The sequence below is a fragment of the Lacrimispora sp. genome (genome assembly GCF_047605665.1).
In the GTDB taxonomy this organism is placed as follows: Bacteria; Bacillota; Clostridia; order Lachnospirales; family Lachnospiraceae; genus Lacrimispora.
The window spans coordinates 74358-96907 of record NZ_JASGFH010000014.1; the positions used below are offsets into that span (position 1 = coordinate 74358).

The window sequence follows — 22550 nt, forward strand, 5'->3', positions numbered from 1 at the left end:
GCAGCAGCTTAACTGTTTTTATTACTTCACACTGCTTTCTGCAATGGAGCCTTCTGAAACCGCATCCTCCAGGCCCTGTGTGTAACGCTTGTTCAGGTCTTCGATGGCCTCATCAAGGGCAGATGAAATATCCGCGCCTTCGGCAGCCTTGGCAAAGAGGTTTGTGAATACGGCATTTCTGTCGTCGCCCTCCAGGCTGATGAATTTGTGAGGTTCAAATTTCGGAATATCCAGATCATCGGTCTTAAAGCTGTAATCCACGCCCTGCAGTTTCAAATCTTCAATTCCCAGAGTTTCCAGTGCATTGGCCCTGTTGTCATTTCTGGGAACAGGCATGTATTTGTTGGCAATGGTCTGATTGGAAAGCCAGAAGGTATAGAATTTCTTTGCAGCTTCCACGTTCTTTCCGTTGGTAACGACCCAGTTCACGCCGCCTTCCGCCCAATACTTGTCTGCCTTATCGCCTTCAAATACAGGAAGGGGAGCTGCATCCCAGTTGCATTTTGTATCCATCTGGGTGGCATAGCTGCCTGGCATCCAGTTTCCGTCAATATACATTCCAATGGTTCCTGCTGCAAAGTTGGCTCTTAAGGTGTCAATTCCCAATGTCAAATATCCGGGGAATAAGGAGCCGTCTTTCATCAGGTCTGTGTAGTATTCAAAATATCTCTTGTTTGCGCCGAAGTCATAGGACTTGGTTCCCACATTCCAGCCGTACCGCTGTACATCGCTGGTCGCATAGGAAATAGGATCGATGACACGCTCCCATATCTGGGCAACGCCTAAAGGAAGTCCAAAGCCATAGGCTTCTCCGCCTCCTGCCTCTGTGATCTTTTTGGCATATTCCCGCATTTCCTCCAGGGTCTTTGGGGGAGCTGCCGGGTCTAATCCAGCTTTTTCAAAAAGGTCTTTATTATAGAGCAGACGGTATGCGCTCACTCTTACAGGCACGGCATACTGTTTTCCGTCGAGATAAAATTCCTCAGGAGTGAAGGCGCTGGGATTGTAATTTTCCTTTATCTCATCGGTTAAACAGTCCTCAATAGGTGCCAGCTTTCCCTGCTTTGCCAGAGTCTGAACCGTAATTCCGCCGCTGCACTCCAGGATGTCCGGAGCAGAATCACCGGATATAGCCATCTGAACCACGCTGGCGTAATTCTCGCCATAATATTCATAGCTTACATGGACCTCGTTCTGAGACTCATTGAAGGCTTCAATCAGCTTCTGGATTCCCTGGTCAGGGCCGCTGGCCTTAGTCCAGATGCGGATTTCTGTAGGTTCCCCTGACTCTGCGGCAGCAGAGCTTCCTGCCTTTGTCTCTGTACCTGTCCCTGAAGGGGAAGTTCCTCCGCAGCCCACTGCAGATAACACCATACTGCCGGCCAGAGCACATGCGGCAAATTGTTTCACCTTTTTCATAAATACATCTCTCCTTTATTGTTAGTAGCATCATTATACCCGATTCCGGATTGTTTTTGTGAACCTGCCGTTATGCCTGAATTAACTTTTTGTTAGGTTATAAAAAAAATGATTCTCTTTCCTTATCTCTTAATACAATGGCCTGATATTTGTATAATAATAGCCGTAGGATTTTTCCTACGGCTATTATTATGTAAGTCGGTAAATTTCAGTTCGTACTGCAACAAAAAAAATTAACAGCTTAATACTGATAGTTAGTAGTGTATTTAACATCTATCTGTCTATAAATTTACTTGTCCACGGTTCCATTCCTCGGCTGAAAGGCAATACTCGTAGGAAGAAAACTTTTTTTGAAGGTCTTTAGAATCATAAATTCCTTCCTGTTTAAACACAAATCCACACTTTTCAATCATACCTTTTGATGCTAAATTTTCCTGAAAACAACAGGCCCATACATATGAAATTCCGTGGTTAAAAAGATAATCTAAAACTGCATTTATAGCTTCTGTCATAATGCCTTGTCGCTGATAAGTGCGATTCAAAACACACCCTAACTCCTTAGTATCCTCCCGTCCCTCTTCTGAGTCCTCATCAATGGAAATATGGCCAATTACTTTTTTACTTTCATACCATACTATTGCCAATTTCCGTCCTTCTAGTATCCAGCCGGAAAGGACTTTCTGAGTTTGAACCGCTGATTCGTGAACACTCCAGCCTGCCATTTCCCCAATGCCTTCTTGGCTGCAATACTCAAAAACATCGTTAATATCCTGTTCTGTAAAAGGACGCAATTGTAAACGAGAGGTCATTATTTTCATATCTTTTACTCCTTAAAAAAACAATTATAATATGGTTGCAGATGATATCACACGAATTTCTTCTTATACTCCACCGGCAAAAACCCCGTATACTTTTTAAAGGTTCTGGTAAAATGCTGGTTCGAAGTATAGCCCACCAGTTCTGCAATGTGCTGAATCTTATAGCTGGTCTCCTCCAGCATCTTCTTCGCTTCTTCCATGCGAATGCGGGTCATGTATTCTGTAAACACTTCCCCTGTCTCCGCCTTAAACAACTGGCTTAAATAAGAGGGATTGAGGAAAAAGTAATCCGCGACATTCTGTCTGGTGGCTGTCCGGTAATTTTTAGAAATATAAAATTTTATCCGGTCAATCAAATCCGAAGACTCCGAAGGCTCTTTCTTTAAAAATTCCATTACCTGAACAGTGACCGTTTCAAACCAGTTTTGCAGCTCTTTTCCCAGTTTAAACTGATAAAGATATTCCGGCTGAATCACCTGGAGATTTTCATACGTTCCCTTCTGGCTCTGGTGATTGAGAAGGATTCCCTGATACCCCATTAAAAGCCGTTTCACTTCATTATAGATATCTTCCAATTCCATGGAAGAACTGAGCATCATGTGAAAAATCCGCCTCAAATACATCTGGACCGTCTTTTCTTCCTGGCTGCTGACTCCGCTTAAAAGCTTTTCTCCGCACTCCCGCAGTTCTTTAAAGGAAACTTCCGTTCTGACCACTGCTCCCTTATAAATGTGCATGGAAATGGACTCATAAAACCGTTTTTCAAGCGCCCCAGCCGCTTCCTCATACGCTTCCTTTACGCAGGAAGGAAAGAGATGGACGAAACTGATGCCTGCCGACATCCGGATTTTGCAAAACTGTTCTACTGTTTCCTGTATTTTGCCTATAACGGCAGCCGCTTCCTGCTCCCGGCCATCCTGCCCGCACATCATAAATATGGCTGAGTGCTCGTCCCCTAAGGAAACGCTTTCCAGGTTCTCGGACATGTCGCAAATCTCTTCGATAATATTGTCAATGGCAAATTTGATGACAGAACCGCCCGCATCCTGCAAAGGCGTATCCGCCCCCAAAACGATTGCAGTCACATATTCTCCGGGCCTGCACAGCTTCATCCCCTCCCACATCTTTTTGATATAGGCCTCAGACATCTTCTCTTTGATCAGCTTCCTGAGAAAGTTCTCCCTGGCCCCCCGTTCCATCTGATAAAGGCGGACTGTGATTTCTTCCTCTTCCTGTTTTTTCTGTCTTTTTTCTTCCAGCTTTTTTACGGCCTGGGCCAGCCTTTCTGTCAATTCCTTTTCCAGCACCGGCTTTAACATATAGCAGGCAGCCCCTTTTTCCAGGGCCTGATGGGCGTATTCAAAGTCGCTGTATCCGCTCATGATCATGATGACAATATCGGGAAAACGCTCTTTTACATAATCCAGCATTTCCAGCCCATTCATAGCAGGCATCCGGATGTCCGTGATTAAGATATGGGGTTCTACCTCATTGACAATGTCCAGAGCTTCATCCCCGTCATAGGCAACGCCAGCCACTTCACAGCCCAGAGACTGCCAGTCCACCAGTTTTTGCATTCCTTCAATAATCAGTTCTTCATCATCCACTAAAACCACTTTATACATCGTTTCCTCCGATTCTGCCGGAGCTTTGTCTGGGCAGATGCAGGGTCAGCCTCGTTCCTGCATTTTCTTCACTGTCAATGGTAAGCCCATACTCTTTTCCGTAGTGCAATTTCAGCCTTATGTTAATGTTGTTCAGTCCGATATGTTCGCTCTCCTGCATCTGAGGGTCTTCTAAGGTTTTTCGGATTTCCCGGAGCCTGTCCGGGCTGATTCCCTGGCCGTTGTCATATACGATAATGCGGACAGCTTCCTCTGTCAGCTCCGAACTGATGCGGATTTGACGGTCTATTTTCCTCTTTTCCAGGCCATGATGAACGGCATTTTCAATCAGGGGCTGGAGCGAAAACTTGGGAATCACCAGCTCGCTGACTTCCTCAGGAATATCGGTGATGAGCTGGAACTTATACCGGAAGCGGAGGTTTTGCAAATCAATGTAGGAATTGACATACTCCAGTTCTTCCCTGACCGTCACTTCCTCTGTCTTTAAATCCGTGGTTCTCCGCAGGAGAACACTGAGCTTTTCAATCATTTCCGCAGCCTCGTGATCCTGATTTAACAGGGCCTTCATGCGGATTCCATCCAGGGTGTTGTACAGGAAATGAGGCCGTATCTGCCTCTGGAGCATCATCATTTCCGCTTCCTTTCTCTTCACCTCGATCTGGGACTTTTCTTCCATTAATATCTTGATCCGCTTGACCATATGGTTGAGTCCCCCGGCAATGGTGCGGATTTCATCGTTGCTTTCCACCTCAATCTCCACATCCAGGTTTCCCGCTTCAATGGCCTGCATTCCCTGCATCACCTTGCCTACGCCCCTGCTCATCACACGGGAAGCCCCCACTGCCAGGCCAATGCCTGCGCTTCCTCCCAGGAAAAGGAGGAGAACGGCAATGCGGTTCAAATCATTGAGACCGCTCATCAAAACGCTCTGGGGGACAATGTATACAATGTACATATCTAAATATTCCGAATAATTTAAGCTGATGTTTAAGGCCTTTCTGCCTCCCAGAACCTGGAAATTTCCATTTTCCGGGGACAGTTTTTTTGTGATCTCCGTTATTTCCCTCTCATCCGGTTTCTCGCCGGACACATAAAACAGTGCTTTATCCTTGTCAAACAGCAGAACGCTGTTCTGGTTTAATCTGGTCTTATTGCATATTTCATCGAGAAGCCTCTTTTTCATATCAATACAGACAATGCCGTTTACCTTCATCTCTTCATAGCTTCTCAGTTTTCTCACAATGGAGAACACCTCCATGGCATTGGTTTTCTTCAAAGGCATAACCTGAAACATCTTTTCTGACTCCGAAAACTGCTGGTACCATTTTTCATTTGAGATATTCGCTCCGTCACGGTAGGAAGCATTGGGACCTCCGGATATAACTCTTCCATAGGAATCTGCAATCAGAATCCCCTCAATATCCATCCGGATGTTCAGCATCTGTTCAATGGAATACCGGACTCTTCTGTAATAATCCCCGTATTCCGGAAGCTCCTTTGGTATTCCCTTCCCTAAGTCCCGGATCATATCATTTTGCAGCAGAAAGGTCATGCTGAGACGGTCTATCTCCTGAACCATATTTGTAATGGAACTGCTGATGCTGTCCACATATATTTCTGAATAAGCGATCATATTTTTCCGGAGCATGGTTCTGGAAATATTATAATAGGCCGCATAAATTGCGCCGAATAAACATGTAATTCCCAGAAAAATCCCCAGCAGCTTCACCTGAAAACTGAGTCTTCGGTATTTTTTCATATCGTTTCGCCCTTTCCTCTGGGTCTGACCTTTATCAGAATTCAGTATAACATAATTTATTCTTGAACAGTAGCATTTTATTTTGCATAGTCCGGTATTTCCGGAGGGTTATCCGGCCCTTCTCCTGATCAAAACTGCTTCCATATTCTCTTTATCCTAACGCCAGAAACTCCGGCCATAACCCCAGTCACGCCAACGGCCGTCATCACGGCCATGCCTGCAGTCCCATCCGCCAGGACCGCAGCGGTCTTTATCACGGTCACGTCTGCAGTCCCATCCATCTGAACCGCAGCGGCCTCTGTCGCGGTCATGTCTGCAATTCCATCCATCCGGACCGCAGCGGCCTCTGCCCTCACGCCTGTCATAACTCATATATGGCACCTCCTTTCGATTTCATTCATACTATATAATATTGAAAATATAGACAAGATGTGAAAATGCGGGCAGAAATCCTTACAATTTTGATAAAACAGGGCAAATAAAAAAGCAGGGGCAGCCACCCGCCCTTGCTTTTTTATGGTCTGAATCTATCTGCAAAGCTTCTTAAATTCATCTGCTACAAACTGTACCTGTGTTCCCACAACTACCTGGACACTGGTTTTTCCCGGCCTGATCACACCGGCCACACCGGCTGATTTGATCTTCTTCTCATTTACCAGACTGTAATCCTTGATTTCAATCCTTAATCTTGTAATACAGTTATCAATGCTGGTGATGTTATCTTTTCCGCCGAGGCCTTCTAAGATAATGGAAGCAACCTGAGTATAGTCACTGTTGGCAAGGGTTACAAAGGATTCCTCTACCTCGTCATCTTCACGTCCCGGAGTCTTGAAGTTAAACATCTGGATTGCCAGGCGGAATACGAAGTAGTAAATAATTCCGTAAACAAGGCCCAGAGGAATGATGAACAGAGGATTTACGGCCATCGGAGCCTTAAAGCTTAAGAACCAGTCAACAAAGCCTGCGCTGAAGTTGAATCCTGCACGTACCGGAAGCAGGGCGCAAATGGTCAGAGAGATACCTGTTAAAATTGCATGAATTAAGTAAAGTCCCGGTGCAAGGAACATGAATGCGAACTCCAGAGGCTCTGTTACGCCTGTAAAGAAGGAGCAGACTGCTGCTGCCAGCAACAGACCGTATGCATTTTTCTTCTTGCCCGGCTTTGCCGTATGGTACATGGCAAGGCTGGCTGCCGGAAGTCCGAACATCATTACTGGGAAGAAACCTGTCATGTACTGGCCTGTCTGGCCCAGAACACCTGTGCCTGCCCAGAAATTTCCAAGGTCATTCACACCTGCAACGTCGAACCAGAACACGGAGTTCAAAGCATGGTGAAGTCCAATCGGGATCAGAAGCCGGTTGAAAAATCCGTAAATACCTGCTCCAACTGCTCCCAAACCGATGATGCCTTTTCCAAATGCCACCAATCCGGAGTATACCACCGGCCATATGAAGAACAGAACGAGACACGCAACCAGAGAAACCAGAGCTGTCACAATGGCTACGGAACGTTTTCCGCTGAAAAAGGCCAGTGCATCCGGAAGCTTGGTGTTCTTAAACTTGTTATAACAGGAAGAACCGATGATACCGGATAAGATACCGATGAACTGGTTGCCGATCTTTCCGAAAGCAGCGTTCACTTCGCTGACATCAACACCCTTTAACATGGCGACCACGCCTGGAGACAGGATGGTCTGAATCATCAGCCAGGAAACAATGGCTGCCAAAGCAGAAGTACCTTCATGGTCATCTGCCATTCCCACACCTACACCGATGGCAAAGAGAACTGCCATATTGTCAATGATGGCTCCTCCTGCCTTGATCAAAAAGGCAGCAATGGCGCTGTTGGCACCCCAGCCTGTGGGATCGATCCAGTATCCGATTCCCATTAAAATACCCGCTGCCGGAAGACATGCTACCGGAAGCATCAATGATTTTCCCAATTTCTGCAAATACTTCATCATAATAAAGAAACCCCTTTCTTTTTGTCCTGCGGACGTGTTTATCCATTCCTGCGAAAATGCAGGTTCAGATCAAATGATTTTTTACAATTCTTTTTCAGCCGGCTACAGTTCAATGACCGGGTCCAGCTCTTTCACATGTATCCCTGTATGGCAAAGCATATCCGGAAAATCCTGTGCATTACAGATCAAAACCGGCGTGATCACCTCATACCCTGCTTCCTTGATCGCCTCTATATCAAATTCCAGAAGAAGCTCTCCTGCCTTTACCCGGTCACCCTGCTTTTTATGGGCAGTGTAATAGTCGCCCTTTAAGTTGACCGTATCAAGTCCCACATGTACGATGATCTCAGCTCCACTGTCTGTGGTAATGCTGACCGCATGTTTTGTCTCAAACAAAACCGTAACCACTCCGTCAGCCGGTGCCGCAACCCTTCCCTTTTCAGGGATGATGGCAATCCCTTTTCCGAGAATTCCCTGGCTGAAAGCCGGGTCATTGACCTCACTGAGAGGCACTGTCCTTCCTTCCATTGGTGCCAGAATCTGCTCTCTTTCCTTCTCACTGCCTTTTCCCAGCATCTTTTTCCATGAATGAAACATACTCATCGCTTCTCCTTTTTTCTACATTCTCATCCGCTTGATGTGAACCGCCAGATATGCGGTCTCTTCTTCGGTCACGCTATAATGGTAGGTTTCAATGATATAATCCCTGACCTTTAAGCTGCACTGATATTCCTCCGGATACATTTCAGATATTAAATTGTTAAATTCCGCATTTTCACTGTCTAACATCTTTCCTGAAATAATCCTCTGGGCAAGAAACTTCAAATGAGTGGCAAACCGCTGATAATTCAAAGAAGTTTCATCCGGTTCCATGGTGAAATACTCTTTCACGATTTTCACCACGTTCTGAATCAGATTCGTAATATCAATGGTATCCCGCATCACACTGTTAAGCTCTGCATTTACAATATGAAGAGCGATAAATCCCGCCTCATCCACGGGCAGGGTCACACCCACTCTCCGCTCAATCAGAGCCACTGCATATTCACCCACCAGATACTCCTCTTTGTAAAATGTCTTTATCTCATTGAGAAGAGGATTCCTGAATACGGTCTTTTGCTTAAAACGGTGAATGGCAAAACTGATATGGTCCGTCAGCGTGATATAGATATTCTGGTTGAGACTTCTGTTTAAAACGAGATTGGCGTAATTAATGATTTCCGTTGAAGCCTGGATGTGCTCCAGGGGCAGGTTTACCAACAGCTCTTTAAATTTGTCCATGCTGTTCTGGCTGTCCAGACGGAACACCTTTTCGATTTTGTTCTCAGGGATTTCTTTTCCCATTTTTGCACCGAAGCCGATTCCCCTGCCCATGATGACCACTTCTTTGCCATCAGGCTCCAGCGCACTTACAATATTGTTATTGATGATTTTGTCAATTTTCATATCACCCACCTTGCAAATAAAAAAACCAATCCTGATTTTGAAATAAAACACTATTTCTTCAATCAAAATTGGTTTTGCCTGCTTTCCAGTAACAATCCACTATTATTAACTTATAGACACTATATCAGCTTTTTAGAAAAAAGTCAATCGAATTTCATACTTTTTATATACTTTTTATAAATAAGTTTATGCCATGGCCATTTTCGCTTCTGTTCCAGGTGTAATGCCCTAATCTTCTATTAAAATACCGGCCATATAAATAAGAAATGCCAGAGTGCGCAGAAAAAGCACACCTCCTGCAATCACATGAATCCAGGGAAGGTTGAAAGCTCTCAGCACCCACAAAAGCAGAAGCACAACGGCAGCATCCCCCGTATACCGCCCAAACAAAACACCGGCTTTTTCCTCCCTTGGCGACAGGACCGGCTCACTGCTCATGAGCCGGTGATGCCTGGGAGAAGAAAAAACAAAGGATAAGAAAGCAAAGAGCAAAATTCCTAAAATCATGAAATCAATCCGTTTTCTTTTAAAAATTCTCTGGCCACATCAGCGGGGGACTGCTGAAGTTCATCTACTCTATAATTCAGTTCAGCCATGACGTCATCGGTTAAAACCGGCGCCAGTTCTTCTAAAACAGCCGCAATTTCCGGATATTCTTCCAAAGTATCCGCCCTGACAACGGGAATGGCGTAATAAGGCGGAAAGAATCCTTTATCATCTTCCAGTGTTTTTAAACCGAATTTTTTAAGAAGTCCGTCGGTTGCAAAAGCATCCACAATATTGACCTCTCCGTTTTCCAGAGCCGTATAGCGGGGAGAACCATCCAGGGTGATATTTTCTTTCATCTGAAAACCGTATGTTTTCAAAAGCCCAGGCAGTCCATCCTCCCGGTTGGAGAACTCAAAAGTAGTTCCTGAAACCAGGGTATCAGCGATTCTGGAAAGATCACTTATTTTCTCCAGGTTATTTTCCGCTGCCATCTCCTGGGTGACTGCCAGTGTATACGTATTATTAAAGCTCATCTGCTTAAGCACTTCCAAGTCAAACTGCTCCTTAAGCTCAGCCCTGGCAGTCTCGTACACCAGCTCTACGTCACTGATTGGCGTATGCTTAAGAACGTCGCTGTATACCGTTCCGGTGTAATCAATATAAAGGTCAATATCTCCTGTCTGGATAGCGCCAAAGCACACCTGGGACCCGCCCAGACTCAGCCTTCTGTTTACAGAAATATCGGTTCTGTCTTCGATTAAATCCGCCACCAGATTACCGAGAATCTCCTGTTCCGTAAAATCCTTGGAACCAACTGAGACAGTGCGTGTACTCTGCGCGGCACCGCCTATTGAGGTTAAAAGAAAGACCACTGCAAGAAGCCCTGCGGCCCCTGCAAGCACTGCCTTCTGGGCTTTCCGCCTTTTCTTCTTAAGAGAATTGTCGCCCTTTTGAAGGCTGATAGGCGTCACCAGTTTTTCAACCAGTCCAAGGAGAAAGTCCACCAGCAGTGCCAGCAGACAGGCAGGAATGGCTCCCGCCAGAATCTGGTTGTTATTCACCGTACGTATACCGGAAAATACCAGATATCCCAGACCGCCTGCACCGATAAACGCAGCCATGGTCATCAATCCGACTGCCGTTACAGAGGCAATCCTCACACCGGCCATAATGACCGGAAGGGCGAGAGGAATCTGTACCTTGGTCAGCACCTGAAAAGGTGTTAAGCCGATTCCCCTGGCAGCCTCCAGGGTCTGGGGACTGATATTTTCAATTCCTGTATAAGTGTTCTTAATAATGGGAAGCAGAGAATAAAGCACAACTGCAACAATGGCAGGAACAACACCGATCCCCAGTAATGGGATCATGGCACCGAGAAGAGCCATGCTGGGAATGGCCTGGATGATGTTTGCAACCGACAAAACAGGCTTGCTGGATTTGGCCGCATAAGAAATAAAAATACCGAGAGGTACACCGATTAAAATAGCCAGACCTACGGATACGGCGGTCAGCCTCAAATGCTCAATGAGCAGCGAAAGAATCTGTGGATAATTACCTGATATATAATTTAAAAATTTCATTCCGTCTCTCCTCCTTCATAGTCAAAATACTGCTGACTTAAAGTGGTCACCAGACTGCTTCGTGTTATAAGGCCCATAAGCCGCCTTTGGTCATCCACAACCGGAACTGTGGACACCTGGTTTTCCGTCACAATTTTTAAAGCATCGAGAATACACTGTTCCGGCAAAAGAGTGGGGAAGTCCTCGTACATATACTGCTCTGCCAGCTGGTTTCTGTCTTCTACGCCTCTGAGCCTGCCCGCCTTGACAATCCCTGCCAGACGCCTGCTGTCCCGTTCCACGATGAGAAGGCTGTCAACCTTGTTCTGGCGCATCTTGTCAATGCATTTGAGCACCGATAAATCCCTGGCAGCCGTAACAGGGCGGTCTATCATGATATCGGATACCTTAATAAATTCCGGTGATGACCATATCCTGTTTTTTCCTACGAAATTGGAAACAAATTCATCTGCCGGATTGTTTAAGATATTTTCCGGGGTATCATACTGCAGGATATCGCCATCCTTCATGATGCAGATCATATCTGCGATCTTAATGGCTTCATCCATATCATGTGTCACAAAAACGATGGTCTTTTTCAGCTTTGCCTGGAGCTGCACCAGCTCATCCTGGAGGTCTGACCTCGTTATAGGGTCCAGAGCTGAAAACGGTTCATCCATCAGAATAATGTCCGGGTCAGTGGCAAAGGCTCTGGCCACCCCCACACGCTGCTGCTGTCCTCCGCTGAGTTCCGTCGGGTAGCGGTGCAAAAACTCATCACAGTCAAGGCCCACCATCTGCATCAGCTTCCTGGTGTTCTCCTCCATGTCACTGGGGGACATTTTTTCAAGCATTGGAATCAGTTCAATATTTTCTTTGACCGTCATGTGAGGAAACAGCCCTGTCTGCTGGATCACATACCCGATTTTCCTCCGCAAAGCCACCTCATCCATACTGTCGATGCTTTTATCGTCAATATAAATCGTACCTGATGTGGGTTTCACCAGCCTGTTGATCATTTTCAAGAGTGTGGTCTTGCCGCATCCGCTCTCTCCGATAATCGCTACCAGGCTCCCGCTCTTTATCGAAAATGTAATTTGATTCAGAACCTTTTTTGTCTTATAGGATTTTGAAATCCGTTCAAACTGTATCATGTTTTTTCCCTCCTTTTTATCAAAGTAACAACTTAATTATATTACAAAGTTGTCACTTTGTCAAATTTCAAAAAAATAACGCCTGAAGCCACCGGGCTTTAAGCGTTATGATGAAGGTCTTATTTGGAGGGATATAAGAATTCTTTTACCCGGTCCGCAGTGTCGTCCTGGGTAATAAAATATATGGTGTCATTTTCAGAAAGAGCCACGTATGGTCCGGGAGATTTTATGACAATATCGTTTCTGCTGACTGCAATGACTGTGGCCCCGGTGCGCTGCCAGAACTGGATTTCCGTCACTGTCTTATTTAAGTAATTGCATTCCTTTGTGATCCGTATTTCAAAGGGCATAAAGGGATTCATGGACCGGAAGTGGACTGATGCTTCTATGAGGTCCTTTAAGCAGTCGTTTAAATGCTCCATTTCCAGTTTTTGACGGCTGACACTTTTTAAAACATTTTCCTTGATGGTGTCAATGGTCTGACGCTTTCCGTTTTGCTGAATGTACTCTGCCGCCTTTTTCTGGGACTTGATGATGATCCCGTTGCCTTTTTCAGAGGACACGATTCCTAAGTCACTGAGTATGCAGATCGCCCGCCGTGCAGTTTCCGGTGATACGCTGTACTGGCTGGCAAGAGATGAACGGGCGTAAATCTTTTCCCCTTCCTGATATTCCCCATTGGCAATCCGGGACGCCACTTCTACCGCAATGTGCTGATAGCGGGGAATCGCTGTCTTATGTTTTGTCTCTATCTCCATGTAATTCTCATTTCCTTTGCCTGTTATTATAAAACAACATCAGTATAGCCTAAAACCTATAACAGCGCAAGGTGGAAGCTGCAAAATATATTCCTGCTACACACCGCTTTTTTTTAATTCTGCCCTGAGACGCTCCAGGGCTTTCTTTTCCAGCCTGGATACGTAGGACCTGGAAATTCCCATTAAATCGGCGATCTCTCTCTGGGTGTATTCCTTTCCCCCTCTCAGCCCGTACCGCATGCTGATTATGGTCTTCTCATTATCCTTTAAACAACTGTCAAATGCTTCGTACAACTCCTTAATATCCTGCTTTAAAATAATAGTCTCCAGAGTCTCCTTATTCTCCATCTCAATGACGTCCACAAGGCTCACGGTCTCCCCATCCTTGTCTACGCCGATGGGTTCAAATAAAGAAACCTCTTTTGAATATTTTTTATTTGCACGAAGCAGCATGAGTATTTCATTTGCAACCGTCACACGGCGGCTCTTTTGAGCCGAATAAATACAGATGAATCGTTTCTCCATCCCAGAAAACCTTTTTTACAAGCCTGCGGATAGCAGCCCGCTTCTGCTTCACATCAGCCATTTCAAAGGCTTCCCCAAAAGAGGAAAGGCTCTCTTTTAAAACCTGGAATTCCAGCTCAGACAGCTTGCGGCTTGCAGAGACTTCTTCCAGTTCCCTGATCCTCTGCCCGATCTCCTCTTTTTTCTTATGGAGCTCCTGAATCTGGTTTAGAATATACTCCTCCGCTCCGCTCCCCGATGCCTTGCCAAGAGAAGATACGAGTCCTTTAATCTCCTCTCCTGTTGCCTTTTCCTCTTCCTTTAAGCGGATTTCCTCCGCCTTTAGCTCCTGCCCGCTCTCCTCTAAAAGCTTTTTGCTCTGATTCAACTGTCTTTTAAATTCTTCTCCGTCCTCTGACAGTCTCTTAATTTCCTCCACTACCATGGCATCCAGGCTGTTTCCGTTGGGATTTTTCATGGCGCAGCACTTCATCCGGCTTTTTTCCTTCATGGCACAGAGATAAGAATAGGTCTGCTCCCCCTGCTCATTATACCGTCCCGACAGCTTGGGGCGCATGTAATCCCCGCAGTTTCCGCAGAATAAAATCCCGGACAGCAGAGCCACATTGGTTCTGGGCTTTCGGTAGTTCTTGGACTTATTCTGCTCCAGCAGCCTTTGGGCGCTGACCCACATGGCCCCTGGAATCAGCCCTTCATGCTTTCCCACCGCCACGATCCACTCCTCCATGTCCTTCTTCTCTTGGGCTTTCCCCTGCCTTTGAAGGGTCCTGTTGTAAGCGATCACCCCGAAACTGCCGTCAAATTCTTCGGGACCGGCAAATAAATCCACCTTTTTTTCAGAAAGGTATTCATAAGCGTCCTGATCAGCCGCCATATAGACCGGATTGGTCAATATCCCCTTTATGGCAAACCGGCTGAACAGCCGCCCGAACTTGGTTTTGTACCCGTTTTGAACGAGATAAGTCTCTGTCTGTGTCAGGGAGCCTGTTTCTAAAAACTTCCGGTAAATCAGCCGGATCACCTCCCCTTCCTCCGGAATCAACTGCAGCTTATAGGCTTTTTTCACCTTTCCTTCAATGGTCACAGAGGTCATGCTTTCTGACTTATAGCCTGTAGGCGTATTCCCTCCCAGCCACCTGCCGCTCTTGGAAAGCTCCAGCATGTTGTCCCGGATTCGCTCGGCTATGGTTTCCCGCTCTAACTGGGAAAATACGGATGCAATATACATCATGGCCCTTCCCATGGGAGAAGAGGTATCAAACTGCTCTTTTATGGAGATAAAGGAAATCTCCAGTTCATTGAGCTCTTCAATGAGGCTGGCAAAATCACCGATGTTGCGGCTGATTCTGTCAAGGCGGTAGCAGACTATGGCCGTAAATTTCTTCTTTTTTGCCTGCTGCATCATCATTTTAAATTGGGGCCTTTCCAGATTCCCTCCGGAAAAGCCCTCATCCTCATAAATATAAGCGTCACCGGCAAAGTCTTCTCCGTAATGAGCCGATATGTACTGCCTGCACAGTTCGATCTGGTTGCCGATGCTTTCTCCTTTGCCTGTAAACTTTGACTTTCTGGAGTAAATAGCAAACTGCTTTTTCCTGACTTCCACCAAACACTCTCCCCGGCCCTATCCCAAACATACAGGACATGGGTCATATCATACATTATAATAACTACATACTCCAAGGCTCCCAATGAATATGATCGTATATCGCCCGGAAACAGAAAAGGATAAAAAGGAACTGGAAAAAAGAGCTGCTGTCATACATAATCAGGAAGTGCTTCTGTATGTACGGCAGCTTTCCTGTCCTGATTATCAGAAACAGGCTCTTGTGAAAGCAATTCTGACAGAACTTCCATCCTCTTAATATAAATACCCCACTACAGGCAGCATCCGAAGCACCATGGCTCCGGGATGGCAGGTGGAAAACTGCTCCGTCAGATCATTTCCAGCCTCAAGGCCAAAATGGGGTCCGCCCTTCCAGACTGAATTATTGGTCACATCATACACGACTCCGTTGACTGCAACATAGGCCGGAGCGCCGTTTTTTCCGTTATAAGCAGCCAGCTCCTCTAAGGTAAAATATCTTGGGGGAGCCTCTTCTTCCGGTTCAGGATCTGTCTGGCTCACCTGGACCGGCTCATAAGAAGGCTGTATATTGTCCAGGCCAAGCTGATGGGCTTCAATGAAATACCGGATATGATGCTCCAGCATAACTGCCTCACTGCTTAAACGGTCCAGGGCCTGATCGCCGTCGCCCTGGCTTAAATGAATCTTTTCTACATCACTGTTGATTTTCCTGACGCTGTTACTCACAAAATCCAGAAATAAGTTTAATTCCATGAAAAAACCTCCGCTGATAATTGATGGAACGCATATGCTTGACCGAAAGGCAGGCCCCGGCCATGCACTGCGTTTTTTTCAATATATGAGGGAGGCAGGCTTTTTAAACCTGATTTTCAACAACCCGTATGGAGCCGCTTTGATAGGATACCATTCTCCACACATTTGGCCGCATAAGTGGCCAGTCTTGAACCTCTGTCCGGGTGAAAGGTGTTAACTGCCTTAATGAGTCCAATGGTTCCTACTGAAAGAAGATCTTCCATATCGTAATCCGTATTCTGATATTTTTTAGCCACATGGGCCACCAGGCGCATATTCCGTTCGATGAGTGTGGCTCTCGCCTCCTGATCCCCTTCCTGGTATCGTTCCAGACACTCTCGTTCCTCTCGCGCAGTTAAAGGTTTCGGAAAAGTTTTCAAAGAAAGCCACCTTAAACTTACTTACTCTCATTTTATGCCAGCCCGCTGGCTAAAGTGCTTTTACCAAAAATATTGGCTGGTACTTATTTTAATGGTGAAACAGACGCAGACCTGTAAATGCCATAGCCATGCCGTATTGATCACACGTTTCAATCACCTGGTCATCCCGGACAGAGCCTCCCGGCTGGGCCACATACTTAACCCCGCTCTTATAGGCCCGGTCAATGTTGTCTCCAAAGGGAAAGAAGGCATCAGAGCCTAAGGATACATCTGTCATGGTGTCCAGCCAGCGTCTCTTTTCCTCCAGTGTAAATACGTCAGGCTTCACCTTAAAAATGGATTCCCATCTTCCGTCTGCCAGCACATCCATGTATTCCTCTCCGATATACGTATCAATGGCATTGTCCCGGTCCGCCCGGCGAATTTCATCCACAAAGGGAAGAGCTAAAACCTGTGGGGACTGGCGCAAAAACCAGTTGTCAGCCTTATTTCCGGCCAGTCTGGTGCAGTGGACCCTGGACTGCTGCCCCGCCCCGATTCCAATGGCCTGTCCATCCTTTGCAAAGCACACGGAATTGGACTGGGTATATTTTAAGGTGATCAGGGAAATGATCAGGTCAAGTCTGGCTGAATCCGGGATGTCCCGGTTCTTTGTCACTATATTTTCAAAAAGGTCTCCGTTGATCTTCTGTTCATTTCTCCCCTGTTCAAAGGTGATTCCATAAACCTGTTTTCTCTCCAGATGTTCCGGCTCATACTCCGGGTCTATCCGGATTACGTTGTATTTGCCGTTTTTCTTTGCATTTAAAATCTGTAAGGCTCCCGGCTCATACCCCGGAGCAATGACTCCGTCGGATACCTCCCGTTTGATCAGTCTGGCAGTGGATACATCACAGATATCAGATAAACAGATAAAATCCCCAAAAGAGGACATCCGGTCCGCCCCCCTCGCCCTGGCATAAGCGCAGGCTAAAGGAGACAGTTCCTCTAAATCATCCACCCAGCAGGCCCTGGCAAGAACGCTGTCAAGAGGAAGTCCGACTCCCACACCCGCGGGAGAAACGTGCTTAAAGGAAGCAGCCGCAGGCAGGCCTGTCGCCTCTCTCAACTCCTTTACAAGCTGCCAGCCGTTAAATGCATCTAAAAAGTTAATATATCCCGGACTGCCGCTCAGCACTTCAATAGGAAGGTTTTCTCCGCCTGACATAAAGATTCTGGACGGCTTCTGGTTTGGGTTGCATCCGTATTTCAACTGTAATTCCTTCATCTTCTGCACTCCTGTCATTTATTTTTATTTACAATCCTTGTCTCATAAAGACCTGATTCCACGTCAATGTACCTCACAAAAAGAGAAACCTTATTTTGTTCATTGAGGCTTTCCCAGATCGCAGCGGTAAAAGCTTCTATATCATCCGGAATTTCCACCGGCTTCGGTTCTCCCTCAAAGCTGGGAAGAGGATTTCCGTCATGCTTATAAGTATGAATAAACCGGCCTTCTCCTGCCAGAGGCTTTTCATAGGCAAAGGTATACCGGCAGCAGGAATCAGGGTTTCCGTAACTGCTTTTTAAAATGGACATGGCATAGTTGAAACGGCCCTTTTCCATATGAATGATGCCGGAAATGCGGGGTGTGTAATTGGGGCTGTCCGGCTCAAACTCCCTGGACCTTAAGGACTGTTCAAAGGTGAGCTGCCTGTCCATGCCCTCATAGATGGTATCAGTCTGATCTCCATTAGTCACAATCGTCTTACTTCCCATGACCCGTACAGGCGCATAAATGATCAGGCTTGGGTCCACCAGCTTTAAAGGGTCAAAGGCCTGAGTCCGTATCCCCTCCCCGTCTTCCACAAAGATGCGGTTTCGGCTGTTTTCACTTCTTCCCATGATAAAGTAAGCGGCCACCGCCTTTCTTCCATCAGGCGTCCTCCCCATAATGATCCCTCTTCCCGGATAGGAATTGTTCATTAAATCCTCTCTTAAAGAAACCATATTCATCCTCCTTTTCCGTGCCAAAACACAAAAAACCACCTGGACATCCCATAGGAATGCCCAGGCGGTCGGCTTTTTTGTATCGTGCTCCCTGTGGTTTTATCCCACTGATCCGCCAGTCGCACGTACCTCTCCAACATCATATAATATTGCTGCTTAAAATGCAAGTATAATTTGAGCTACTCATTCCGTATGGCAGCCAGAGGGCTCAGCTTCATGGCCCGCAAGGCCGGGAAGAATCCGGCAGCCATGCCCACAAATACGGCAAACCAGATGGCTGTCATTCCAAGCCAGGGAGGAATCCTCGATAAATCTCCCATCACACCTCCCATAAACCGTCCCGCAAGGATTTTATTGATGAGAAGGGATACGCCGTAGCTGAAAACAATTCCCGTTATTCCTCCTAAAAATCCGATAAAGCCTGACTCCAGAAGGAACATATTCCTGATATTTCTCATATCGCATCCCAAAACCTTTAAAATTCCGATTTCCTTCGTTCTCTCATAAATGGACATCATCATGGTATTGGCAATTCCGATTGCAGCTACAAACAGGGAAACAGCTCCGATTCCTCCTAAGAGGGCCTGAACCATCTTGGCCTGTTTCTGGGATTGCTCCAGCCACTCCATGTTGCTGTTGGCCTGGTATCCCATATCAGTGATGATCTTCTGCACCGCGGTCACATTTGCCATGTCATCCACTTCCACAATGGCCTGCTGGTAAATGAAATAATTATAAGGCTTTCCCTTTTTATTGGTCGGCTGGTTGGGTATGGGCTTCTTTTTAAATATCTGCTTCAACTGGGATTTTAAGGACTCCAAGTCCACATAAACCCCATAGCTGTAGTTATTCCAATCCTCCATTCCTCCCTCCACAAGTCCTGCGGCGGAAAGAAGGTATTTTTTCGGCGGCTTAATGGGATTTCCATCAGGCCCGGTTCCGCCGCCCTGGGAATTGTAATAGGCCTCCACATCAAAGATCACAAATAAAGGCTTATTGATGAAATCAATATCAGGCACAGAAGAAGGGTCTCCGTAGTAATCGTAATTCATTTTCTTTGGGTTATAAAACTGTCTGGCTACCATGTTTCCGATAACCATTTTCAAGTCTTTGTTTCCCGGTTCAGGGAGTGTTCCTTCCTTTAAGGTGATTTTCTTCATATACCCTTCGCTGACACCCATAATGTTGATATTGGCCTGATAGGCCCCCTGAAACATGAGGACATTGGTTTCCAGCAAAGGGGAGGCGTCGTTGACGTGGGGAATCTGCTTAAACTGATCAATCACCTCATCAGTCATATGTTCAGGCTCATTGCTGCCGTCATTTCCGCCCCACATGGCATTGGAATACACGGTGATTTCCGTAAGGCTTCCATAAGAAGCAATTTGTTCCATCGTGAGTTCATTAAAACCAATACCCAAAGACACCATAACCACAATGGAAGCCGTACCGATCAAAACTCCCAGAACCGTTAAAAATGTTCTCAGCTTCCTGCGTCTTAAATTGTTTACACTCATGGAAAGCAAATCGCTAAATCTCATTATCTGTTTCCTCTCCCAGCTCCTGTGCCTTCTTTTTCCGCCTTTTCAGTACGAAAACAATGCCGGCTGCAGCAGCGATCACCACGACTGCCAGCACCGGAATAAGGACTTTTCCCGGTCCCGCACTGCCCTGAACCTCTCCGTCTGCCGGAAATTCTCCGGGATCGCCGATATCAAAGCCAGGGTCCACAGGCTCTGTCACCATCAGGGTCAGTTCCTTTTCGATTGGCTCGCTGACCACTCCGTTCTCATCCTCGTAGGTGATGAGAATTTTGACCTTTCCGTCATCCATGGTAGGTGCTGCTCCGCTGATCATAACATCCACGTTTCCGGTCTCTCCCGGCTTGATGTTTCCTACATAGCTGCTGTTTTGCTGAATGCTGTCCCCCACAAAGGATACCATCACATTGTAAAGGAGTACCTTTCCTGTGTTGTTAATGGGGAACATGACATTGGTTTCTGAGCCTACGGTAATGGAATCCGGCATCACTTCAACGGTCCCCGTATTCAGACGGGCTACCTGTCTGACCGGAATGTCCACCGTCACTTTTTCTTCGGCATTTTTAAATTCAGGGCTGTCATATTTTTCATTGATGGTTATGGCGTAGGTTCTCTGGTCCACCCAGGCCCCGGCCTTTAGCTTGACCCTTAAATCCGTTGTCTGTCCTGCTCCAAGGTTATTGACAACAAAGGAGGAAGAGCCTGCGTCTGTGGTAAATACCGCACTGTCCGTCACCTTTTCCGATTCCAGGCTGAACAGGATGTTGCTGGCTGCAACGTGGTCGGAAGCATTTTTCATATGAAGGATCAGTTCAAATTCTTCTCCTGCATAAATGGTCTCCGGAATGGTTTCGAATCCGTCTACAATGATTCTGGCCCTCGTTCTGTCGTTGGGGTCGAAATCTCCGTTGTTTTCCTCTCTCTCTTTGTTCTGCACCTTCACGTAGAAAATCTGTTCTGATTTCTGAATCTCTCCCTCGGTGCTGTCCCGGTATTCTATGGTAAAGGTGATGGGGTAATACCCGCTGTATACGTCCTTTCGGATGGCCATGCTGTAGGGCACCGCAACCGTCTCTCCGCCGCCGATCTTGTCATAATGCCGGTTGTAGCTTCCGTCATTGATGTCAAAGGGAAATTTGGTGCTGTCCTGATCAAGGCCCATGCGGATGTTCACATCAAAGGCCGTGATGTTAGAGGAATTGCGGAAGTTGATATCAAAGTTCATGACCTGAGGATAGACACCAAAGGGGGTATTCTGGCCCTCTCCCAGTTCAAAACGGATATCGCCTTCGGATTCGTCCGGCTCTGTGGTTGAGGTGGATTTTGTGATCCAGATGTTAATCTTTTCACGTGCCAGACCGCTTCCGTCGTTTTTAACAGTTGCATTTGTTACAATTTCCAAAGGCACTGAATAATAGCCGTCTGCAACGTCTCTCCGGACCCTCGCCGTGAGAGAAACCGTCTTGGAGCTTCCGCTCTTCACATTTCCTATCTTTTTATTATCAAAAGTCTCTGTCGTGATTTCAAAAGGAAAAACGCTTCCGGTAAAGGTTTCTCCATCCTCAAAAGCATCGCTTTCCTGATTTGCCAATCCTTCATCAAAACGAATTGCCACACCTTCCAAATCGATATCATCAATATTGGTAAACACCATATTAATGGTCATGTTCTGCCCTGTTTTTCCGGTTTGGATTTTTTTCACATCAATATAACGATCATATCCCGGCCTGGCAAAAGCCGTCCCCGGCACAGCCGAAATAACCATAATGACCGCAAGCAGCCACAAAATTCCTCTTCTAACCCTCTGCATTTCCTGTATCCTCCTTGGCATCCTCGTGATGCTGTTCTTCTATCTTAACGATCTTTCCATCTACAATATGAAACTGCCTGTCAGCAAACTGGGCGATATAATTATCATGGGTGACCATGATCAATGTCTGATTCTGTTCCCTGACGATACGCTGCATCAGGTTTAATATTTCCTTGGTGGTCTTGGAATCCAAATTTCCCGTAGGCTCATCGGCAAAGATGATCTGAGGGTCTGATGCCAGAGCCCTGGCAATTCCCACTCTCTGCTGCTGTCCTCCTGACATTTCATTAGCCAGATGCTTCATCTGCTTTTCCAGACCTACCAGCTTTATGTATTCCTTTGCCTTTTCATTCCTGACCTTCTTTGGAATTCCCCGAAAGGAAAGGGGAAGGGCCACATTCTCCACCGCATTCATGGTCTTTAATAAGTTATAGGACTGAAAGATAAATCCCACGTGCTTTCTGCGGAATGCGACCAGCTGATTTTCCGAAAGCTTTTCAATATGCTTTCCGGCGATGACGATCTCTCCCTTTGAGGGTTTTTCCAGACCTGCCATCATATTCAAAAGGGTGGATTTACCGGAACCGGAAGGACCTACAATAGCACAGAATTCTCCCTTATATATGGTAAAGTCCACGCCGTTTAACGCGTAAACCTTGGTATTTCCCACTTGATACACCTTATAAAGATCCTTGACCTGGATCATAGGTGTTTTGCCTTTCACCAAAGCGGATACCTCCTCACTTTAAGTTGTATACACATTATACAACAAGATGTCAGAATCAGCCATCCTTAATTTTCTTACACTTTATTACATATTCCTTACAGGGAAAACCAGGGGAAAATAATTATATTATAAATTTAAAAAAAGTGGTGGAAATATTTGAATGAATACTATATAATGGGATAGACTTTGAAATCACAACGTAATCGA

General features: G+C 46.1%; 20 protein-coding genes, 2 pseudogenes and 1 riboswitch. Of the genes and pseudogenes, 1 reads left to right on the forward strand and 21 read right to left on the reverse strand.

What is annotated here, in order from left to right:
- Window positions 1–21: 21 nt before the first annotated feature.
- The 14 genes and pseudogenes from QM657_RS12635 to QM657_RS12700 form a co-directional block, all read right to left on the reverse strand.
- Complete coding sequence (locus QM657_RS12635; protein ID WP_415067031.1) at window positions 22–1419, reverse strand: ABC transporter substrate-binding protein; 1398 nt, start codon at window positions 1417–1419, stop codon at window positions 22–24.
- A gap of 281 nt (window positions 1420–1700) precedes the next feature.
- The gene (locus QM657_RS12640) at window positions 1701–2237 is read right to left on the reverse strand and encodes a GNAT family N-acetyltransferase (RefSeq protein ID WP_415067033.1); all 537 of its coding nucleotides are present in this window, start codon (window positions 2235–2237) and stop codon (window positions 1701–1703) included.
- Between the two features lie 47 nt (window positions 2238–2284).
- Complete coding sequence (locus QM657_RS12645; protein ID WP_415067034.1) at window positions 2285–3862, reverse strand: response regulator transcription factor; 1578 nt, start codon at window positions 3860–3862, stop codon at window positions 2285–2287.
- Complete coding sequence (locus tag QM657_RS12650) at window positions 3855–5621, reverse strand: sensor histidine kinase (protein WP_415067035.1); 1767 nt, start codon at window positions 5619–5621, stop codon at window positions 3855–3857. Before QM657_RS12650 ends, QM657_RS12645 begins: the two co-directional genes overlap by 8 nt.
- A 128-nt stretch (window positions 5622–5749) precedes the next feature.
- Entirely contained in the window at window positions 5750–5986 is a 237-nt protein-coding gene (locus QM657_RS12655; RefSeq protein ID WP_415067036.1) for a hypothetical protein, read from the reverse strand.
- 162 nt (window positions 5987–6148) lie between these two features.
- Window positions 6149–7585, reverse strand: a complete 1437-nt coding sequence (gene nagE, locus QM657_RS12660; RefSeq protein ID WP_415067037.1) for an N-acetylglucosamine-specific PTS transporter subunit IIBC — start codon at window positions 7583–7585, stop codon at window positions 6149–6151.
- A 102-nt stretch (window positions 7586–7687) separates the two neighbouring features.
- A complete protein-coding gene (locus QM657_RS12665) occupies window positions 7688–8182 on the reverse strand; it encodes a PTS sugar transporter subunit IIA (RefSeq protein WP_415067038.1) in 495 nt (164 codons plus the stop codon).
- 21 nt (window positions 8183–8203) lie between these two features.
- Window positions 8204–9031: a BglG family transcription antiterminator LicT gene (licT, locus tag QM657_RS12670; protein WP_415067039.1), complete on the reverse strand. Its 828-nt coding sequence runs from the start codon at window positions 9029–9031 to the stop codon at window positions 8204–8206.
- Window positions 9032–9259: 228 nt separating this feature from the next.
- A complete protein-coding gene (locus tag QM657_RS12675; RefSeq protein WP_415067040.1) occupies window positions 9260–9538 on the reverse strand; it encodes a hypothetical protein in 279 nt (92 codons plus the stop codon).
- Window positions 9535–11100, reverse strand: a complete 1566-nt coding sequence (locus tag QM657_RS12680; RefSeq protein WP_415067041.1) for a glycine betaine ABC transporter substrate-binding protein — start codon at window positions 11098–11100, stop codon at window positions 9535–9537. Before QM657_RS12680 ends, QM657_RS12675 begins: the two co-directional genes overlap by 4 nt.
- On the reverse strand, window positions 11097–12233 hold the full coding sequence (locus QM657_RS12685; RefSeq protein ID WP_415067042.1) for an ABC transporter ATP-binding protein: 1137 nt from the start codon (window positions 12231–12233) through the stop codon (window positions 11097–11099). Before QM657_RS12685 ends, QM657_RS12680 begins: the two co-directional genes overlap by 4 nt.
- Before the next feature lie 119 nt (window positions 12234–12352).
- The gene (locus QM657_RS12690) at window positions 12353–12991 is read right to left on the reverse strand and encodes a TrkA C-terminal domain-containing protein (protein ID WP_415067043.1); all 639 of its coding nucleotides are present in this window, start codon (window positions 12989–12991) and stop codon (window positions 12353–12355) included.
- A gap of 96 nt (window positions 12992–13087) precedes the next feature.
- A pseudogene (locus QM657_RS12695) lies at window positions 13088–13492 on the reverse strand (sigma-70 family RNA polymerase sigma factor); the annotation flags it as partial.
- On the reverse strand, window positions 13452–15122 hold the full coding sequence (locus QM657_RS12700; protein WP_415067044.1) for a recombinase family protein: 1671 nt from the start codon (window positions 15120–15122) through the stop codon (window positions 13452–13454). The gene QM657_RS12700 and the pseudogene QM657_RS12695, both read right to left, overlap by 41 nt.
- 85 nt (window positions 15123–15207) lie before the next feature.
- On the opposite strand from QM657_RS12700, the gene QM657_RS12705 reads away from it, so the two are divergent.
- Window positions 15208–15381, forward strand: coding sequence for a hypothetical protein (locus QM657_RS12705; RefSeq protein WP_415067045.1), 174 nt, complete (start codon window positions 15208–15210; stop codon window positions 15379–15381).
- Here QM657_RS12705 and QM657_RS12710 read toward each other — a convergent pair.
- From QM657_RS12710 to QM657_RS12740, 7 genes and pseudogenes are all read right to left on the reverse strand, one after another.
- A complete protein-coding gene (locus tag QM657_RS12710; protein WP_415067046.1) occupies window positions 15378–15857 on the reverse strand; it encodes a cytochrome b5 domain-containing protein in 480 nt (159 codons plus the stop codon). The genes QM657_RS12705 and QM657_RS12710 overlap by 4 nt on opposite strands.
- Before the next feature lie 143 nt (window positions 15858–16000).
- Window positions 16001–16276, reverse strand: a pseudogene (locus tag QM657_RS12715) (sigma-70 family RNA polymerase sigma factor); the annotation flags it as partial.
- An 88-nt stretch (window positions 16277–16364) separates the two neighbouring features.
- Entirely contained in the window at window positions 16365–17543 is a 1179-nt protein-coding gene (locus QM657_RS12720; RefSeq protein WP_415067047.1) for a phosphoribosylaminoimidazolecarboxamide formyltransferase, read from the reverse strand.
- A gap of 14 nt (window positions 17544–17557) precedes the next feature.
- On the reverse strand, window positions 17558–18271 hold the full coding sequence (locus tag QM657_RS12725; protein WP_415067048.1) for an IMP cyclohydrolase: 714 nt from the start codon (window positions 18269–18271) through the stop codon (window positions 17558–17560).
- Between the two features lie 45 nt (window positions 18272–18316).
- Window positions 18317–18398, reverse strand: a riboswitch (ZMP/ZTP riboswitch).
- A 46-nt stretch (window positions 18399–18444) separates the two neighbouring features.
- Window positions 18445–19806 carry an ABC transporter permease gene (locus QM657_RS12730; protein WP_415067049.1) on the reverse strand — a complete coding sequence of 454 codons (1362 nt, stop codon included), beginning with the start codon at window positions 19804–19806 and terminating at the stop codon, window positions 18445–18447.
- Entirely contained in the window at window positions 19796–21616 is a 1821-nt protein-coding gene (locus QM657_RS12735; protein WP_415067050.1) for a COG1361 S-layer family protein, read from the reverse strand. The genes QM657_RS12730 and QM657_RS12735 overlap by 11 nt, the downstream gene beginning before the upstream one ends.
- Window positions 21603–22322 (reverse strand): ABC transporter ATP-binding protein, encoded by a 720-nt coding sequence (locus QM657_RS12740; RefSeq protein ID WP_415067090.1) that lies wholly within the window; start codon window positions 22320–22322, stop codon window positions 21603–21605. Before QM657_RS12740 ends, QM657_RS12735 begins: the two co-directional genes overlap by 14 nt.
- Between the last annotated feature and the right edge of the window lie 228 nt (window positions 22323–22550).

Coding starts and splice junctions, on each gene's coding strand:
- QM657_RS12720 (WP_415067047.1), bottom strand. CDS start 17,543: ATGAAGGAATTACAGTTGAAATACGGATGCAACCCAAACCAGAAGCCG.
- QM657_RS12690 (WP_415067043.1), bottom strand. CDS start 12,991: ATGGAGATAGAGACAAAACATAAGACAGCGATTCCCCGCTATCAGCAC.
- QM657_RS12650 (WP_415067035.1), bottom strand. CDS start 5,621: ATGAAAAAATACCGAAGACTCAGTTTTCAGGTGAAGCTGCTGGGGATT.
- QM657_RS12645 (WP_415067034.1), bottom strand. CDS start 3,862: ATGTATAAAGTGGTTTTAGTGGATGATGAAGAACTGATTATTGAAGGA.
- QM657_RS12710 (WP_415067046.1), bottom strand. CDS start 15,857: ATGGAATTAAACTTATTTCTGGATTTTGTGAGTAACAGCGTCAGGAAA.
- nagE (WP_415067037.1), bottom strand. CDS start 7,585: ATGATGAAGTATTTGCAGAAATTGGGAAAATCATTGATGCTTCCGGTA.
- QM657_RS12730 (WP_415067049.1), bottom strand. CDS start 19,806: ATGAGATTTAGCGATTTGCTTTCCATGAGTGTAAACAATTTAAGACGC.
- QM657_RS12685 (WP_415067042.1), bottom strand. CDS start 12,233: ATGATACAGTTTGAACGGATTTCAAAATCCTATAAGACAAAAAAGGTT.
- QM657_RS12640 (WP_415067033.1), bottom strand. CDS start 2,237: ATGAAAATAATGACCTCTCGTTTACAATTGCGTCCTTTTACAGAACAG.
- QM657_RS12680 (WP_415067041.1), bottom strand. CDS start 11,100: ATGAAATTTTTAAATTATATATCAGGTAATTATCCACAGATTCTTTCG.
- QM657_RS12665 (WP_415067038.1), bottom strand. CDS start 8,182: ATGTTTCATTCATGGAAAAAGATGCTGGGAAAAGGCAGTGAGAAGGAA.
- QM657_RS12635 (WP_415067031.1), bottom strand. CDS start 1,419: ATGAAAAAGGTGAAACAATTTGCCGCATGTGCTCTGGCCGGCAGTATG.
- QM657_RS12655 (WP_415067036.1), bottom strand. CDS start 5,986: ATGACAGGCGTGAGGGCAGAGGCCGCTGCGGTCCGGATGGATGGAATT.
- QM657_RS12705 (WP_415067045.1), top strand. CDS start 15,208: ATGAATATGATCGTATATCGCCCGGAAACAGAAAAGGATAAAAAGGAA.
- QM657_RS12725 (WP_415067048.1), bottom strand. CDS start 18,271: ATGAATATGGTTTCTTTAAGAGAGGATTTAATGAACAATTCCTATCCG.
- QM657_RS12675 (WP_415067040.1), bottom strand. CDS start 9,538: ATGATTTTAGGAATTTTGCTCTTTGCTTTCTTATCCTTTGTTTTTTCT.
- licT (WP_415067039.1), bottom strand. CDS start 9,031: ATGAAAATTGACAAAATCATCAATAACAATATTGTAAGTGCGCTGGAG.
- QM657_RS12740 (WP_415067090.1), bottom strand. CDS start 22,322: ATGATCCAGGTCAAGGATCTTTATAAGGTGTATCAAGTGGGAAATACC.
- QM657_RS12735 (WP_415067050.1), bottom strand. CDS start 21,616: ATGCAGAGGGTTAGAAGAGGAATTTTGTGGCTGCTTGCGGTCATTATG.